Origin of the sequence: Bradyrhizobium sp. TM233 (genome assembly GCF_036247965.1) — a bacterium.
GTDB classification, from domain to species: domain Bacteria; phylum Pseudomonadota; class Alphaproteobacteria; order Rhizobiales; family Xanthobacteraceae; genus Bradyrhizobium; species Bradyrhizobium ottawaense.
Window position 1 is genome coordinate 314,976 of record NZ_BTIG01000001.1, and the last position, 14,061, is coordinate 329,036.

At 66.6% G+C, this 14,061-nt stretch carries 13 protein-coding genes; 8 read left to right on the forward strand and 5 right to left on the reverse strand.

The genetic code is table 11. From position 1 onward, the window contains the following. Window positions 1–57: 57 nt before the first annotated feature. Window positions 58–351 (forward strand): hypothetical protein, encoded by a 294-nt coding sequence (locus AABA86_RS01520; protein WP_018318374.1) that lies wholly within the window; start codon window positions 58–60, stop codon window positions 349–351. Between the two features lie 159 nt (window positions 352–510). On the opposite strand, the gene AABA86_RS01525 is transcribed toward AABA86_RS01520, so the two are convergent. Both AABA86_RS01525 and AABA86_RS01530 read right to left on the reverse strand, forming a co-directional pair. Further along, on the reverse strand, window positions 511–1,068 hold the full coding sequence (locus tag AABA86_RS01525; protein WP_338305514.1) for a DUF4112 domain-containing protein: 558 nt from the start codon (window positions 1,066–1,068) through the stop codon (window positions 511–513). Between the two features lie 61 nt (window positions 1,069–1,129). Then, window positions 1,130–1,555, reverse strand: coding sequence for a DUF5413 family protein (locus tag AABA86_RS01530; RefSeq protein WP_028140238.1), 426 nt, complete (start codon window positions 1,553–1,555; stop codon window positions 1,130–1,132). Window positions 1,556–1,697: 142 nt separating this feature from the next. Between AABA86_RS01530 and AABA86_RS01535 the strand changes: the two genes are divergently transcribed. From AABA86_RS01535 to AABA86_RS01545, 3 genes are all read left to right on the forward strand, one after another. Beyond that, a complete protein-coding gene (locus AABA86_RS01535; RefSeq protein ID WP_338305515.1) occupies window positions 1,698–1,940 on the forward strand; it encodes a cysteine rich repeat-containing protein in 243 nt (80 codons plus the stop codon). A 38-nt stretch (window positions 1,941–1,978) separates the two neighbouring features. Further along, complete coding sequence (locus tag AABA86_RS01540; RefSeq protein ID WP_212248791.1) at window positions 1,979–2,209, forward strand: hypothetical protein; 231 nt, start codon at window positions 1,979–1,981, stop codon at window positions 2,207–2,209. Between the two features lie 259 nt (window positions 2,210–2,468). Then, window positions 2,469–2,762, forward strand: coding sequence for a hypothetical protein (locus AABA86_RS01545; protein ID WP_338305516.1), 294 nt, complete (start codon window positions 2,469–2,471; stop codon window positions 2,760–2,762). Window positions 2,763–2,910: 148 nt separating this feature from the next. Here the strand turns inward: AABA86_RS01545 and AABA86_RS01550 are convergent, their stop codons facing one another. Continuing rightward, complete coding sequence (locus tag AABA86_RS01550; RefSeq protein ID WP_212248789.1) at window positions 2,911–4,518, reverse strand: hypothetical protein; 1,608 nt, start codon at window positions 4,516–4,518, stop codon at window positions 2,911–2,913. 37 nt (window positions 4,519–4,555) lie between these two features. After that, window positions 4,556–5,848, reverse strand: coding sequence for an adenylosuccinate synthase (locus AABA86_RS01555; RefSeq protein ID WP_212248788.1), 1,293 nt, complete (start codon window positions 5,846–5,848; stop codon window positions 4,556–4,558). Between the two features lie 361 nt (window positions 5,849–6,209). On the opposite strand from AABA86_RS01555, the gene mgtA reads away from it, so the two are divergent. The 4 genes from mgtA to AABA86_RS01575 all read left to right on the forward strand — a co-directional run bounded on the left by mgtA (window position 6,210) and on the right by AABA86_RS01575 (window position 12,097). Next, the gene (gene mgtA / locus AABA86_RS01560; protein ID WP_338305519.1) at window positions 6,210–8,777 is read left to right on the forward strand and encodes a magnesium-translocating P-type ATPase; all 2,568 of its coding nucleotides are present in this window, start codon (window positions 6,210–6,212) and stop codon (window positions 8,775–8,777) included. A 104-nt stretch (window positions 8,778–8,881) separates the two neighbouring features. Then, window positions 8,882–9,814, forward strand: a complete 933-nt coding sequence (locus AABA86_RS01565) for a DMT family transporter (protein ID WP_338305521.1) — start codon at window positions 8,882–8,884, stop codon at window positions 9,812–9,814. A gap of 125 nt (window positions 9,815–9,939) precedes the next feature. Continuing rightward, window positions 9,940–10,875 carry a DMT family transporter gene (locus AABA86_RS01570; protein ID WP_212248786.1) on the forward strand — a complete coding sequence of 312 codons (936 nt, stop codon included), beginning with the start codon at window positions 9,940–9,942 and terminating at the stop codon, window positions 10,873–10,875. 244 nt (window positions 10,876–11,119) lie between these two features. Continuing rightward, on the forward strand, window positions 11,120–12,097 hold the full coding sequence (locus AABA86_RS01575; protein ID WP_338305522.1) for a Bug family tripartite tricarboxylate transporter substrate binding protein: 978 nt from the start codon (window positions 11,120–11,122) through the stop codon (window positions 12,095–12,097). 157 nt (window positions 12,098–12,254) lie between these two features. Here the strand turns inward: AABA86_RS01575 and AABA86_RS01580 are convergent, their stop codons facing one another. Next, window positions 12,255–13,940 (reverse strand): methyl-accepting chemotaxis protein, encoded by a 1,686-nt coding sequence (locus AABA86_RS01580; protein ID WP_212248784.1) that lies wholly within the window; start codon window positions 13,938–13,940, stop codon window positions 12,255–12,257. Window positions 13,941–14,061: the final 121 nt, after the last annotated feature.

Below are 14,061 nucleotides of genomic sequence, written 5' to 3' on the forward strand. Positions count from 1 at the left end.
TGCCCTCCCAAACCCCACGCGCTTAAAGCCCCAGAGAAGATCACGAGGTCTTTGACCATGCGTCCACTGCGTCCGTTCAACTTCAACACCTCCGCCGAACTCTTCCCCGCCGCGATCCGCAAGAAGAAGCGCGCAGGCTTCACCTATCGCCGGTTCGGCACCGCGGCCGAAGCCGTGCAGTTCGCGATGGAGCAATTGCCGACGGATTCGCTGAACGGCGCCTATCTCCAGGTCGAGGAAGCGCGTTTCGACCAGAACGGCATCCGCTCGCTCTATGAGAGTGAAGCCTTCCCGTTGCCCCGCCGACCCAAGCCGGCGCCGGCCGAGACCGACGCCGCCGACGCGGCCTAAGTTTTCGCTGAGCCTTCCGATGTGCGCAGAAAGCGCGACGGCCGAAAGGCTGTCGCGCTTTCTGCGTTTTGCGGCTTTCTCTGCCGTCATTGCGAGCGCGGGGGAAACCAGCGCATTATCGACCAATGAACTCGCGGCGAGCGCTCTCAGCCGCCGCTGCTAGATTCGCGGCTGCTTGTCGAGCCAGCGGCGCAAAAGGCGCACGTTGCGCATATTGGCGCGGAACATCACGTCGAAAGCGTCGCCCGCGAACGGGACCATGCCGACCACGCCGTCGAGCGCGACATTGCCGAGCATGCGGGTGGTGATGTACCAGGGCGCGCCCAGCGCGCGGGCCTCCCGCACCAGCCACAGCGAGATCGCCGTGGTGATGATGTCGCCGACGACGGGGATCAGGCCTATCAGCCCGTCGATGCCGTAGCGGATGTTGGTGCCGGGCAGGACGAAGGCGACGTCGAGCAGCTTTGCGATCGCCTCGATCCGCGCGATCCGCTGCTCGCGCGTCAGATTGCCGAACGGGCTCCCGGCGAACGGATTGTCCTTGCCAAGCTCGAAACCGAACTCGCGAAACCCCTGCTCCAGCGTCTCGGGGCGGATTTCCCGGCCGTACTGGTCGATGATCGGCCGGCGTGCCTCGCTGCCGGAAGAGGTCGCGCGCGAGCCGCTCCCCGAACGGGATCTGCGTGGAGCAAGGATGTCGTCGTCGGACATGGTCATGGCCTTCAGGGAACGCGCGAACGAGGCGGAGGTTGCTGCGCCGCGTCCGAACGTCGCGCGCTCAGGTCGGCGCCGCCACCGGGTGCGGCTCCTTGATGTATTTATGCACGAGCCAGGACGAAATCACCGCCGGCACGAACCCGACGAGGCCATACAGGATGAACTGCACCGCGCCCGAATCCGGCCCGCGCGAGCTGTAGGTGAGCGAGGCCAGCACGAAGGCGAACAGGCCGACCAGGAGCATCCGCAAGCCCGGGCCGATCCGCCTGACATGGGTCAGGATGTCATCGACTGCGCCGATCATCAGCGAAGGCAGGAAGCCGAACAGATAGCTGTATTGCAGGGTCTTGAAGAACACCGCGAACAGCTTGCCGACTTCGCCGAGACTGGTCTGGGCCCAATAGCCGGACTGATAGGTCGTCGTCAGCAGCAGCAGGAACCCGCCGACGAACGGGCCAACCAGCGCAAACACCAGATAGCGTTTCATCAAACACCTCACGTTTCGCCGGTGTTATAGCAGCGCCGCGGGAACCTTGAATAGCGGGGCGAGCTCTGCCTTTGGAGGAACAAGTGGCAAGGCGACGAGTTCAGACAGGACCTGAATTATCCCTGTCAGATTGGAGCCGCCGATGGCCCGCAAATTTCTCCTGGCGACGATCACGCTGGCAGCCCTGAGTGGCCTGTCGAACGTACCCGCTCTTGCGCAAGGCCACATGGGCTCGCCGCAGGAACAGCAGGCCTGCTCGCGCGACGCCTCGCGCTTCTGTCGCAAGGACCTCGGCAATGACGGCGCCGTGCAGAGTTGCCTGCAAGCCAACCGGGCCAAGCTGTCGCGTTCTTGCAGCAAGGTGTTTCAGAGCCACGGCATGTGAGGATTGCGACCATCCCCAGCGAAACGGAGAGTGAAGCCATGTTGCGCGACGAACAGCTCTCGATCCTGCGGGACATCTGCCAGTCCGTTGCCTTCGCCGACGACCGCCACGGCAAGATCGGCGAGCTCATCGCCGACGGCTACGTGATGAAGGACGGCGATCTGTTCGAGCTGACGGCCAAAGGCGTCACCGCCGTCGAGGAACACGCCGCCGCGCTCGGCGCAAGCGATGTGGAACAAGCGAGCGCGTCCTTCGATCGGATGATCTGATCGCACGCACACGCATTGTGCGTGACGTCCACGCAACAGCTGCAAATTCCTTTGCACCTGCCATTGCAGCCGCGTGACAATGGCGCATACTTCGCTCGGGCGGCGCAGCACTTTTCGATTCGAACATCAAGAAATCGAGCGACCACATGCGGGACCAGAGTTCCCGACGTGAAGGCTGTGACATGCGGCAGATCAAGCCGCGTGCGGCGCCCCAAAAACCAAGTGGCTCAAGCCCACGGAAATCGGGGACGCATCCTGCATGACACGCTATCAGACCATCGCTTCGCCGCTCAAGACCACCGCTTCGCTGTTGGCCGTCGCAACCACCGCCATCGCACTCCAGACCTCACCCGGCCTCGCCTTCTCGTCCGAAGCGCAGCAGATGTGCACGGGCGATGCGATGCGGCTGTGCTCAAGTGAGATCCCCGACATTCCCAGGGTCAGGGCCTGCATGGTGCGGAACAAGGCCCAGGTCAGCCCCGGGTGCCGCGCCGTGATGGACCGCGAAGCCGCGGCATCAGCATCGCGCAAGCGGGAAGCGGCGGCGCAGTAGTAATTCATGCAGAATGTCATTCCGGGGCGGTGCGCAGCACCGAGCCCGGAATCCATTTCTCAACGTCACGTGCTGCGCAATGGATTCTCAGGTGCGCAATTGCGCACCTGAGCTCGTGCTTCACACGCCCCGGAATGACAGCAGCGCCTCAGTCGCCCCACTGCGCAAAGGCGTCGTTGAAGGCGCGCTCGCCGGGGGCGCCCTTCTCGATGGCGATGATGGCGCGGCGCTGGTTGGCATAGACCAGCGGCACGTCGAACCACGAGCGCTCCTTCAGGAGCTGGACGTTGCGGGAGCGGTCGGCGTCGACATTGGACAGGCCGACCAGGAAGAAGCCGTCGGTGACCTTGACCGCGAGGCCTGCCAGCGGCGTGCCGCGCGCCTGCTCGTTCGACTTCATCAGGATGCCCGGCACGTTGGAGACGCTGCCGCCCGGAAAATCCGGCGGCAGGATGAAGGTCAGCTCCGCCGTGTGGCTCGCCGGCAGCGACGAGTCGGTGTTGCGGCGGAACGACATCGTCATCTTGAACTTGCGGTCGGGGATCTCGATGTCGGCGCGCACGGCGACGTCGGCCTTCTGGTTGCCCGAGGCCTTGATCGGCTCCAGCCGCCACACCACCGAGCCGACATATTGCTTGCCCTTCGGATCGGACGGATCCTCGTCATAGAGCACGACCTTCTGCGCCACCGGCGCGACCGGCTGGTCGCTGGCCGAGGGCTGGCCGACGCGATCGGGAATCTTCGGCTTGCTCTGCGGCTGGGACGGATCCTTCGGCGCCTCCACGACCTGGGTCGGCGAGGACTTGAACAGGTTGGTCGCGATCTGGGCCAGTTGCTTGCCCCAGAGGATGCCGGCACCGACCAGGATCAGCACGATGCCGACGGCGATCGCGCTCTTGAACGGGAAGGTGGAGCGCGTGCGGGCGCGCTTCTTGGCGTCGCGCTCGGGCGCGATGCGCGGACGCGGCGACGGCGGCTGCGGCGCGTAGCGCTCGGCCTCCTCGATCGACTCGTCGTAGGAATAGGGCGCGTCCTGCTCGCCGGCGCGGTTTTCCAGGCTCGGCTCGAGCCGGTCGAATTCCGGCGAGGGCGAGGGCACGTTGGCGTAAGTGCGGCGCGCGGCGCGGCTGGCCTGCGCGGCAGCGCCGCCGAGATCGTTGGCGTCGGCCGTGATGTCGCGGAAGCCGCGCACGCCCGGTGCCGGCGGCAGCGGCGGCGGAGGTCCCGCATCGGGCGGGCGACGCGCACCGGCGCGATCGCGCCCGGCCGCCGGCTCCGGCATCGGTGGCGGGGCGGACGGTCCCGGTTGGCGCGGGGCGTCGAAACGGGGAGCGCGCGGCGGACGCGGGGGCTCGCCTTGGTCATCGACGTTGAAGGAGGGACGGTCGGCGCGCGGCGGCGGCGGAGCCGGACGCGTCCGCGGCGGGGCCGGCGCGCCCGCAGCCGGGCTGCCTTCGGCGGCTCGGGTGCTGGCGCGGCGAAAGGCATCGCCGCTGCTGCCGCCGCGGGCGCCGCCACCGGGGCGCGAGGCCTCGCGGGCACGCTGGGCAGCTTCCGATTCGACCTTGCGGACGGCCTCCTCCAGCGACAACCTTTCGCGGGTGATCTCGGATTCGGAGAGCGGCGGCTGCACGCTGCGCAACTGCGCGATCAACGCCGTGCGCGCCCGCTCATAGAGCGCGCGACGGCTTTCGCCGGGAGCGTTCGGGTCCAGGGCGGCAATAGCGCGGGCGATCAGCGGATAGTAATCAGCCATTTCAACTCAACTATACGCGCGTCCCGGTAAGATATCGTTAAGCCTCAAACGGATTTTGCACCAGGATAGTATCTTCGCGTTCGGGGCTGGTGGAAAGCAGCGCAACCGGGCACCCCACCAATTCCTCGATCCGCCGGACATATTTGATGGCCTGAGCCGGCAGGTCGGCCCAGGACCGCGCATTGGCGGTCGGCTCCTTCCAGCCCTCGATGGTCTCGTAGATCGGCTCGACCCGGGCCTGGGCGCCCTCGCCGGCGGGGAAGTGGTCGATCTCCTTGCCGTCGAGCTTGTAGCCGGTGCAGACCTCGATCGTGTCGAAGCCGTCGAGGATGTCGAGCTTGGTCAGCGCCAGGCCGTTGATGCCGCAGGTCCGGACCGCCTGGCGGACCAGCACGGCGTCGAACCAGCCGCAGCGGCGCGGACGGCCGGTATTGGTGCCGAACTCGCGGCCGCGCTCGCCGATCCGGCGGCCGGTCTCGTTGTCCTGCTCGGTGGGGAACGGGCCCTGGCCGACGCGGGTCGTGTAGGCCTTGCACAGGCCGAGCACATAGCCGACCGCGCCGGGTCCGAGGCCCGAGCCGGTCGCCGCCTGCGCCGCCACCGTGTTGGACGAGGTGACGTAGGGATAGGTGCCGTGGTCGACGTCGAGCAGCGCGCCTTGCGCGCCTTCGAACAGCATGCGCTTGCCTTCGCGCCGCTTGATGTCGAGCAGCCGCCACACCGTCTCGGCGTAGGGCAGCAGCTCCGGCGCCAGCGCGGTCAATTCCTTCAGGATATCCTTGCCGTCGAATTCGGGCAGGCCGAGACCACGGCGAAGCGCGTTGTGGTGGGCAAGCAGCCGGTCGATCTTGTGCGGGAGCGTGTCGAGGTCGGCGAGGTCCATCAGGCGGATGGCGCGGCGGCCGACCTTGTCCTCATAGGCAGGTCCAATGCCGCGGCGGGTGGTGCCGATCGCGGTCGCTGCATTGGCGGATTCGCGGTGCGCATCGAGCTCGCGGTGCAGCGGCAGGATCAGGGTGACGTTCTCCGCCACGCGCAGATTCTCCGGAGAGACCGCGACGCCCTGCGAGCGCAGCTTGGTGACCTCGTCGAGGAAGGCGGCGGGATCGAACACCACGCCATTGCCGATCACCGACAGCTTGCCCTCGCGCAGCACGCCGGAGGGCAGCAGCGCGAGCTTGTAGGTCTTGCCGTTGATCACCAGCGTGTGGCCGGCGTTATGACCGCCCTGGAAGCGGACGACGATGTCCGCCTGCTCCGACAACCAGTCGACGATCTTGCCCTTTCCTTCGTCGCCCCACTGGGCGCCGACGACGACAACATTGGCCATTCGCGCGTAATCCTTCGAAGATTTCTCTGTAGGTGGCATGATCCGAACGGAAAATTGGTACCCACTTTTCCGGAATCATGCCTGCGCCCAGCCCAATTCCCGGCCAGAGGCCGTTCGCACGCGAGGCAGCCCAACCGGATAAAGGAAGCAGCCTCTCTAGGCAAGCAAGAACGGGGCATTTTCAGGGCTTCGAGGCTACTCCAAGCCTTTGATATCCCCTTAAAATCTCGAAACCTTCGGGATCTGAGGGCGGCAGAATTGACACGCATCAACCGTTCCGGGGGGCGATTGCGCCAAGGGATGACTGTCACCTCCGCAGCTTACCCTCCCCCGGCCCTGAAGCCTCCATGTCGGACATGCCGTGACCAAGCCACTGAACAGCCAGGCGAGCCAATCCTCGAGCCAATTCTGGCGCCTGTCGACCGACGCGCTCTGCACCCGGCTCGGCTGCTCCTTGCAGGGCCTTACCGCGCGTGAAGCCGCAGACCGCCTCGTCCGATTCGGGCCGAACAGCGACGCGCCGCCGCGCATCGAGGGCGCCATGCGCGCGATCCTGCGCCGGCTGCTGGAGCCGCTGTCGCTGATCCTGCTGGTTGCCGGCATCGTCTCGATGCTGACCGGCGACGACATCGGCGGGCTCATCATCGTCCTGATCCTGGCGCTCTCGATCGGGCTCGACACCGTCCAGGAGGGCCATGCGGTCCGCGCCGCCGAGCTTCTCCGCCGCTCGGTGGCGCTGAAGGCCGAGGTCAGGCGCGACGGCGTCTTCTGCGACATCGATGTCGATCACGTCGTACCCGGCGATCTCCTGCGCATCCGCGCCGGCGACATCATCCCGGCCGACGCGCTGATCCTGGAGAGCACCGCCTTCACCGCGGGCGAAGCTGCGCTCACGGGCGAGCCCTATCCGGTGCAGAAACGCGCCGGCCCTGCGGCCGCTGCCGACGACACCTCCAACGCGTTATTCCGTGGCGCGGTGGCGCAGACCGGCGAGGCGATCGCGTTCGCCGTGCACACCGGCCGCGACACCGTCTTCGGAGCGGCGGCCTCCGCGCTGGCGGAGACGCAGGCGCCCTCGCCCTTCGAGCGCGATTTGCACGAATTCGGCCTCGTGGTCGCGCGCGCCACGCTGGCGCTGGTGCTGGTCGTGCTCACCGTCCGCGTGCTGTTCGGCCGCGAGGTGCTCGACTCGCTGCTGTTCGCGGTCGCGCTCGCGGTCGGCCTGACGCCGGAGCTGCTGCCGATGATCACCACGGTGACGCTGTCGCGCGGCGCGCTGCGCATGGCCGGGCGCAAGGTGATCGTGAAGCGGCTGGCCGCGATCCACGATCTCGGCGCCATGACCGTGCTGTGCACGGACAAGACGGGCACGCTGACCTCGGCCGAGATCACGCTCGCGGGGAGCCTCGACGCCGAAGGCAAGGATGACGCCCGCGCCGCCGAACTCGGCGCCATCGCAGCATCGCTCGGCGGCGACCGCGGCTCGCTCGATGCCGCGCTCGTCGCCGGACGGCCGGACGCTGCGCAAGGCTGGACGCTGGCCGGCCGGCAGGCGTTCGACTTCTCGCGCCGGCTGGGATCGGTGCTCGCAACCGGCCCCGAAGGCGCGCTGCTCATCGTCAAGGGCGCGCCGGAAGCCGTGCTCGCATTGTGCACGATGGACGAGGGCGCACGTAGTGCTGCGATGGCCCGCGCGCATGAGCTCGCCGGCGAGGGCCTGCGCACCGTCGCCATCGCTTCGCGGACATGGCGCGGCCCATTGCGGGAGGTCGAGACCGACGACGAGACCGATCTCGTCTTCGAAGGCTTTTGCGCCTTCGCCGATCCGCCGAAGCCAACAGCGGCGGCAGCCATTTCCCGGCTCGCGGCGAGCGGCGTCGACCTAAAAATCCTCTCGGGCGACGATCCCGTGGTGGTGAAGCGGCTTGCGGGCCTGGTCGGGCTGAACCCCGAGCGCGTGCTGTCGGGGGCCGACATCGCCGAGCTCAGCGACGAGGCGCTGGCCGTGCAAGTGCGCTCCACCGACGCGTTCGGCCGGCTCGCGCCGGACCAGAAGTCGCGCATCGTGAAGGCGCTGCAGGCAGGCGGCGAGGTGGTTGGCTTCCTCGGCGACGGCATCAACGACGCACCGGCCCTGAAAGTTGCCGATGTCGGCCTCTCGGTCGATTGCGCGACCGGCGTGGCGCAGGCCGCCGCCGACATGATCCTGCTGGCCTCGGACCTCGAGGTCGTCGCCGACGGCGTCGCGGAGGGACGGCGTACCTTCGCCAACATCCTCAAATATGTCCGCATGGGCGCCAGCTCGAATTTCGGCAACATGCTGTCGATGGCCGCGGCCTCGATCGCGCTGCCGTTCCTGCCGATGCTGCCGACGCAGATCCTGCTCAACAACCTGCTCTACGATCTCTCCGAGCTCGGCATTCCGTTCGACCGGGTATCGGCGCAGGCAACGGCACAGCCGCAGGTGTGGAGCATGTCGCACCTGGTGCGCTTCGCCGCGATCATGGGACCGCTGTCGTCGGTGTTCGACGTGCTGACCTTCGTCGCGCTGCTGTACCTGTTCAAGGCCTCGCCGGAGGAATTCCGCACCGCCTGGTTCGTCGAATCGATGGCGACGCAGATCCTCGTCATCTTCATCATCCGCACCAACGGCCGGCCCTGGCGCAACTGGCCCGATCCGGCGCTCGCGGCGTCCTCGCTGATCGCCCTGCTGGTCGCGATGGTGCTGCCGTTCACGCCGCTGGGGACCTGGTTCGGCTTCGTCGCACCGCCGCCGGTCGTGATGGCCGGCATCGCGCTTCTCGTCGTGCTCTATCTCGCCTGCGCCGAGCTGTTGAAGCCGTTCGCGATCCGTGCGGCGCGAAGAGGAAAACGGGGTTCCGGCCGCATCAAGCCCGCGCATGGAGGCGATGCGCCTTCACCCCATTGATGTCCAGCGCATTTCCGTGTCTTTGAGCCAGGCCGGGTGATGAGCCGGCCCGGACACGGCCGGGCGGCAGCCTCGGCGCACGACACGGGGCCATCACAATCACAATGTCCGCCACCGGCCAGACCACGAGCGCGGAGACATCCGGTCACAGCTGGATCGCCAACCAGCCTTATCTGCTGCTCAGCATCACTGCGTTGTGCTGGGCCGGCAATGCCATCGTCGGGCGGCTCGCCGCCGGCCACATCCCGCCGGTCACGCTGTCGTTCCTGCGCTGGTTCTTCGCCTTCCTGCTGGTGCTGCCGTTCGCCTGGAAACATCTCGCCCAGGACTGGCCGGCGATCCGCAGCAGGCTCGGCCTGATGATCACGCTCTCGGTCACCGGCATCGGCGCCTTCAACACGCTGCAATATTGGGCGCTGGAGCATACCCAGGCACTCAACACGCTGCTGCTGCAGTCGGCCGCGCCGCTGGTCGTGGCGCTGTGGTCGCTGGCCATCCTCGGCATCCGCCTCACCGCGGCGCAGGCGTTCGGCGTGCTGCTGTCGATGTGCGGCGTGCTGACCATTCTGCTGCACGGCGACTTCACCACGCTGTCGAGTATCGACTTCAACAAGGGCGATCTCATCTTCATCGTCGCCCTGGTCATCTTCGCGCTGTATTCGGTGCTGACGCTGAAGCGGCCGCCGATGCACGGCCTGTCGTTCCTCGCCTTCACCTTCGGGGTCGGCGCGGCCTGCCTCCTTCCGCTGGAGATCTGGGAATTGTCCGCGCGCCCGGTCATGAAGCTCGACGGACCGAACCTCTTGACGCTGTTTTACGTCGCGGTGTTTCCCTCGACGCTGGCCTATCTCTGCTTCAATCGCGGCGTGCGCCTGATCGGCGCCAACCGCGCCGCGCCGTTCTTCCACGTCGTGCCGGTGTTCGGCTCGATCATGGCGATGGCGTTCCTGGGCGAGCACCCGCAGGCCTTCCACTTCATCGGATTTGCGCTGGTGCTGTCCGGCGTGTTCGTGGCGTCACGGAAGCAGGCGACGTAGGACCAGCGAGAGGTCAACATATTAGCCGCCAAAAGCGCCTCCTCAGGGCTTGCCTGCATTGTAGCATTGCGGCCGCGTGACTTGTGCCGCGACGCCAATCCGGCGCAAGCTCGTATCCAACGCCAATGACGATTGCCTCGCCCGCGCCACCTGCCTCCAGTCCGGCCAGCTGGCTCAACAACCAGCCTTATCTGCTGCTCAGCCTGAGCTCGCTGTTCTGGGCCGGCAACATCGTGCTCGCACGTCATGTCGGCGCGCATGTGCCGCCGCTGACGGTGACCACGATCCGCTGGTTCGGCGTTTTCCTGATCCTGTTGCCGTTCGCCTGGCCGCATCTCAAGCGCGACTGGCCCGCCTTGCGCAAGAGCCTGCCGCTGATGCTGTTCCTGTCGCTGGTGGGCTTCGCCTTCAACAATGCGATCTCGTACTGGGCGATGCAGTACACGGAGGCGCTGAACGCGCTGCTGATCCAGTCGGCAGGTCCCCTGTTCGTGGCGCTGTGGTCGCTGGTGCTGTTCGGGGTGCGGCTGACGGGTGCCCAGTTCGCCGGCATCGCGATCTCGCTTGTCGGCGTGCTGATCATCATCCTGCGCGGCGATCTCGCCGCGCTTGCGAGCATCAGCTTCAACAGGGGCGACATCATGTTCGCCTCCTCCCTGGTGGCGTTCGGGATCTACTCGGCCTTCATCCCGCGCCGGCCCAAGATCCACCAGCTCTCCTTCCTGTCCTTCACCACCTGCTGCGGCGCGACGATGCTGCTGCCGACCGCGATCTGGGAGGCAGCAAGTGGCCGCGTGCTGCAATTCGACGGGACGACGCTGGCAACGCTGGGCTACATCCTGATCTTTCCCTCGACGCTGGCCTATCTGTTCTTCAACCGCGGCGTCGCGCTGATCGGCCCGAACCGCGCCGCGCCGTTCTTCCATCTGGTGCCGGTGTTCGGCTCGGCGATGGCGATCCTGCTGCTCGGCGAAAAGCTGCAGCCGTTCCACCTGATCGGCTACGCGCTGGTGCTCGCCGGCGTCGTGATCGCCTCACGCCAGGGCTCCGCGGTGAAGTAATTCCGTAGCGCGGACGGCGCGTGCTCTTATCCCGGGCGCGCTGCGGCACGCAGTGACGCTGCGCAGAGCCGGGACCCAGTTTGCCGCAGCATGGGCCCCGGTTCAGCAGCGCATCACGCCGCGAAGGGCGGCGCGCTGCACTGCGCCCGGGGCACGGGGTCCGGGAGCAAGTTAACTCCCGTCTTCCGATTTCAACGAAGAGCAGCTAGGTTCCCCGCCAACGAAAAAGAGGGAACGTCTCAAGATGCTTTCAGGGCTGATTCGAAACCTGTGGACCGCCGGCGCGGCCGCGTTGTGCCTCGCCGCCGCATCCGCTGCGCAGGCCGATACCTGGCCGAGCCGAAACATCACGCTGGTGCTGCCGTTCGCGGCCGGCAGCGGCACCGACACGACGACACGGCTGATCTCGCAGCATCTGTCGCAGGCGCTCGGGGTCGGCATCGTGATCGAGAACAAGGCGGGCGCCAATGGCATGCTCGCCGCAAGCTATGTCGCGAAGGCCGCCCCCGACGGCTACACGCTGCTGGTGACGACCAACACCACGCATTCGGCCAATCCCTATCTGCTCAAGAGCCTGACCTACGATCCGGTCAAGGATTTCACGCCGATCGCGCGCACCGGCGACCTGCCCTTCATGCTGGTCGTCAATCCGGAAGTGCCGGCCAAGACCGTCGGCGAGCTCGTCGCCTACGGCAAGGCCAATCCGGGCAAGCTGAGCTACGCCTCGGGATCGTCCTCCGCGATCGTGTCGGGTGCGACCTTTGCGCACAATGCCGGGCTCGACCTGCTGCACGTGCCCTACAAGAGCTCGCCGCCGGCGCTCAACGACGTCATGGGCGGCCGCGTCTCGATGATGTTCGTCGACATCCTGACCGGCCTGCCTCACGTCAACGGCAACGCGCTTCGCGCGCTCGCCGTCACCACCAAGGACCGCTCGCCGCTGGTGCCGAACCTGCCCTCGATGCAGGAGGCCGGCGTGCCGGATTTCGACATCTCGTCCTGGCAGGGCTATTTCGGCCCCGCCGGCATGCCGAAGGAGATCGTGACCAGGCTCAACGCCGAGATCCGGAAGATCGTCGAGAAGCCGGAGATCAAGGCCCAGCTCGCCACCCTCGGCATGGACGCGTTTTCGGGCACGCCGGAGCAGCTCGGCACGTTCGTGAATGAGCAGCTCGTGCTGTGGGAGAAGCTGATCACCAACGCCAAGATCGAGAAGCAGTAGGAAAGTATCGTGTCCCGGACGCGGCGCTGAGCCCGGGGCACGGCTCTCGTAGGTTGGGCAAAGCGAAGCGTGCCCACCGTTAGGCCGTCGCAAAAAAGAAAGGTGGGCACGGCGCTTCCGCGCCTTTGCCCACCCTACGAATTTCGAGCGTTTGGCCTTACGCCGCGCGCACCTTGGCGAGGAAGCCGTCGACGGCGCTGCGCAGCGCGCCGGACTGGCTGTCCAGTTCGCGGGCGTTGGTGAGCACGTCGGTTGCCGCCGTGCCGGTCGCTTCCGCGGCCGAGGTGACGCTGCCGATATTGGCGTTGATCTCGTTCGAACCGGCCGCGACCGACTGGATGTTGCGGGCGATCTCGCGGGTCGCCTCACCCTGCTGCTCGATCGATGCGGAAATACCGGCGGTGATCTCGCTCATCTCGGCGATGGTCTGAGTGATGCCGGAGATGGCCGTGACCGCGTCGCTGGTCGAGGTCTGCATCGCCGCGACCTGCGCGGAAATCTCCTCGGTCGCCTTGGCGGTCTGGTTGGCCAGCGCCTTGACCTCGGAGGCGACGACCGCGAAACCGCGGCCGGATTCACCGGCACGTGCCGCCTCGATGGTGGCGTTGAGCGCGAGCAAATTGGTCTGCGCGGCGATCGAATGGATCAGCTTGACGACTTCGCCGATCTTCTCGGCGCCGGTCGAGAGCACCTGCACGGTGGCATTGGTACGCTCGGCGTCGCTGACGGCACGGCTGGCGACTTCGGTCGAGCGGGTGACCTGGCGGGAAATTTCCGCAACCGAGCTCGACAGCTCTTCGGCGGCCGCCGCGACCGTGCCGACATTGCCGGAGGCTTTTTGCGAGGCAGCGCCGACCGTCGCCGCGCGCGAAGAGGCGTCGCTGGCGGTCGCTGTCATCGACTGCGCCGTCGTCTGCATGCCAGCCGCGGCCGAGGAGACCGAGCGGACGATGCCGTTGACGCTGCGTTCGAAGTCGTTGGCGATGCCCTCCATCGCGCTGCGACGTTCCGCCGCAACGCGCTCCTTGGCATCGGCTTCGGTCTTTTCGAGGTCGCGGATGCGGACCGCGTTGTCCTTGAAGATCTGGACGGTGGAGGCCATCGCGCCGACCTCGTCGCCGCGGCCAACGCCGGGAATGTCGCCCTCGAGCTTGCCGTCGGCGAGATCTTTCATGCGGGCGCCAAGCAGCGCCAGCGGGCGGCTGATGCCGCGGCCGATCAGCCAGGCGACGCTGCCGGCGACAATGAAGATGCCGAGCATGGCAAAGCCGAGCATCCAATAGACCGGGCCCATCTTGGCGTCGATGTCGTCGAGATAAGCGCCGGTGCCGAGATACATGTCGAAGCCGGGCACTGCCACCGCGTAGCCGATCTTGCGGATCGGCGTCGGCTGACCGGGCTTCATATATTCATAGTACAGCAGGATCGACCCGTTGGCCTTGACGCCGTCCATCAGCTCGACCGACAGTTTGCGGCCGTTGGTCACGACGTCCATGCGGTTGGCGCCGATCTGCTTGGGATCGGGCGCAAGCTGGGTGATGCCGTCGTACGACGTACCGAACAGGTAGCCCGCGCCGTTGTCATAGGTCATCGAATTGCCGTAGCGCCGAAGATCGGCCATGGCCGCGTCCTTCGTCAGCTCGCCGGCATCGACCCGCTTCTTCAGAGCGCCCGCGTAGTTGCGTGCCAGCTCGACGATCGCCTTGGCCTGATCGATGCGCGCATTCACCATCTCCTGCTTCATCAGATAGCCGGCGAGGACACCGGAGATACACAGGCCGAACAGGGTGACGCCGACAAGGATGCCGAGCTTCGGGGCGATCTTCAGATTGCTCAATTTCACGATTAGCTCCGGCAATAATGGGATACGGGCGCGCGACAGATCGATCGAAATCGAAACAACTTTTAGGGAGAGAGCCTTAGCAAGTTACTTACGTGCCTCCGTAGAAGCCCGGACGCAGCCG

What these genes read in the sequence shown, in the direction of transcription:
- AABA86_RS01520 (WP_018318374.1), top strand. Translation starts at nt 58, where the DNA reads ATGCGTCCACTGCGTCCGTTCAACTTCAACACCTCCGCCGAACTCTTC.
- AABA86_RS01525 (WP_338305514.1), bottom strand. Translation starts at nt 1,068, where the DNA reads ATGACCATGTCCGACGACGACATCCTTGCTCCACGCAGATCCCGTTCG.
- AABA86_RS01530 (WP_028140238.1), bottom strand. Translation starts at nt 1,555, where the DNA reads ATGAAACGCTATCTGGTGTTTGCGCTGGTTGGCCCGTTCGTCGGCGGG.
- AABA86_RS01535 (WP_338305515.1), top strand. Translation starts at nt 1,698, where the DNA reads ATGGCCCGCAAATTTCTCCTGGCGACGATCACGCTGGCAGCCCTGAGT.
- AABA86_RS01540 (WP_212248791.1), top strand. Translation starts at nt 1,979, where the DNA reads ATGTTGCGCGACGAACAGCTCTCGATCCTGCGGGACATCTGCCAGTCC.
- AABA86_RS01545 (WP_338305516.1), top strand. Translation starts at nt 2,469, where the DNA reads ATGACACGCTATCAGACCATCGCTTCGCCGCTCAAGACCACCGCTTCG.
- AABA86_RS01550 (WP_212248789.1), bottom strand. Translation starts at nt 4,518, where the DNA reads ATGGCTGATTACTATCCGCTGATCGCCCGCGCTATTGCCGCCCTGGAC.
- AABA86_RS01555 (WP_212248788.1), bottom strand. Translation starts at nt 5,848, where the DNA reads ATGGCCAATGTTGTCGTCGTCGGCGCCCAGTGGGGCGACGAAGGAAAG.
- AABA86_RS01565 (WP_338305521.1), top strand. Translation starts at nt 8,882, where the DNA reads ATGTCCGCCACCGGCCAGACCACGAGCGCGGAGACATCCGGTCACAGC.
- AABA86_RS01570 (WP_212248786.1), top strand. Translation starts at nt 9,940, where the DNA reads ATGACGATTGCCTCGCCCGCGCCACCTGCCTCCAGTCCGGCCAGCTGG.
- AABA86_RS01575 (WP_338305522.1), top strand. Translation starts at nt 11,120, where the DNA reads ATGCTTTCAGGGCTGATTCGAAACCTGTGGACCGCCGGCGCGGCCGCG.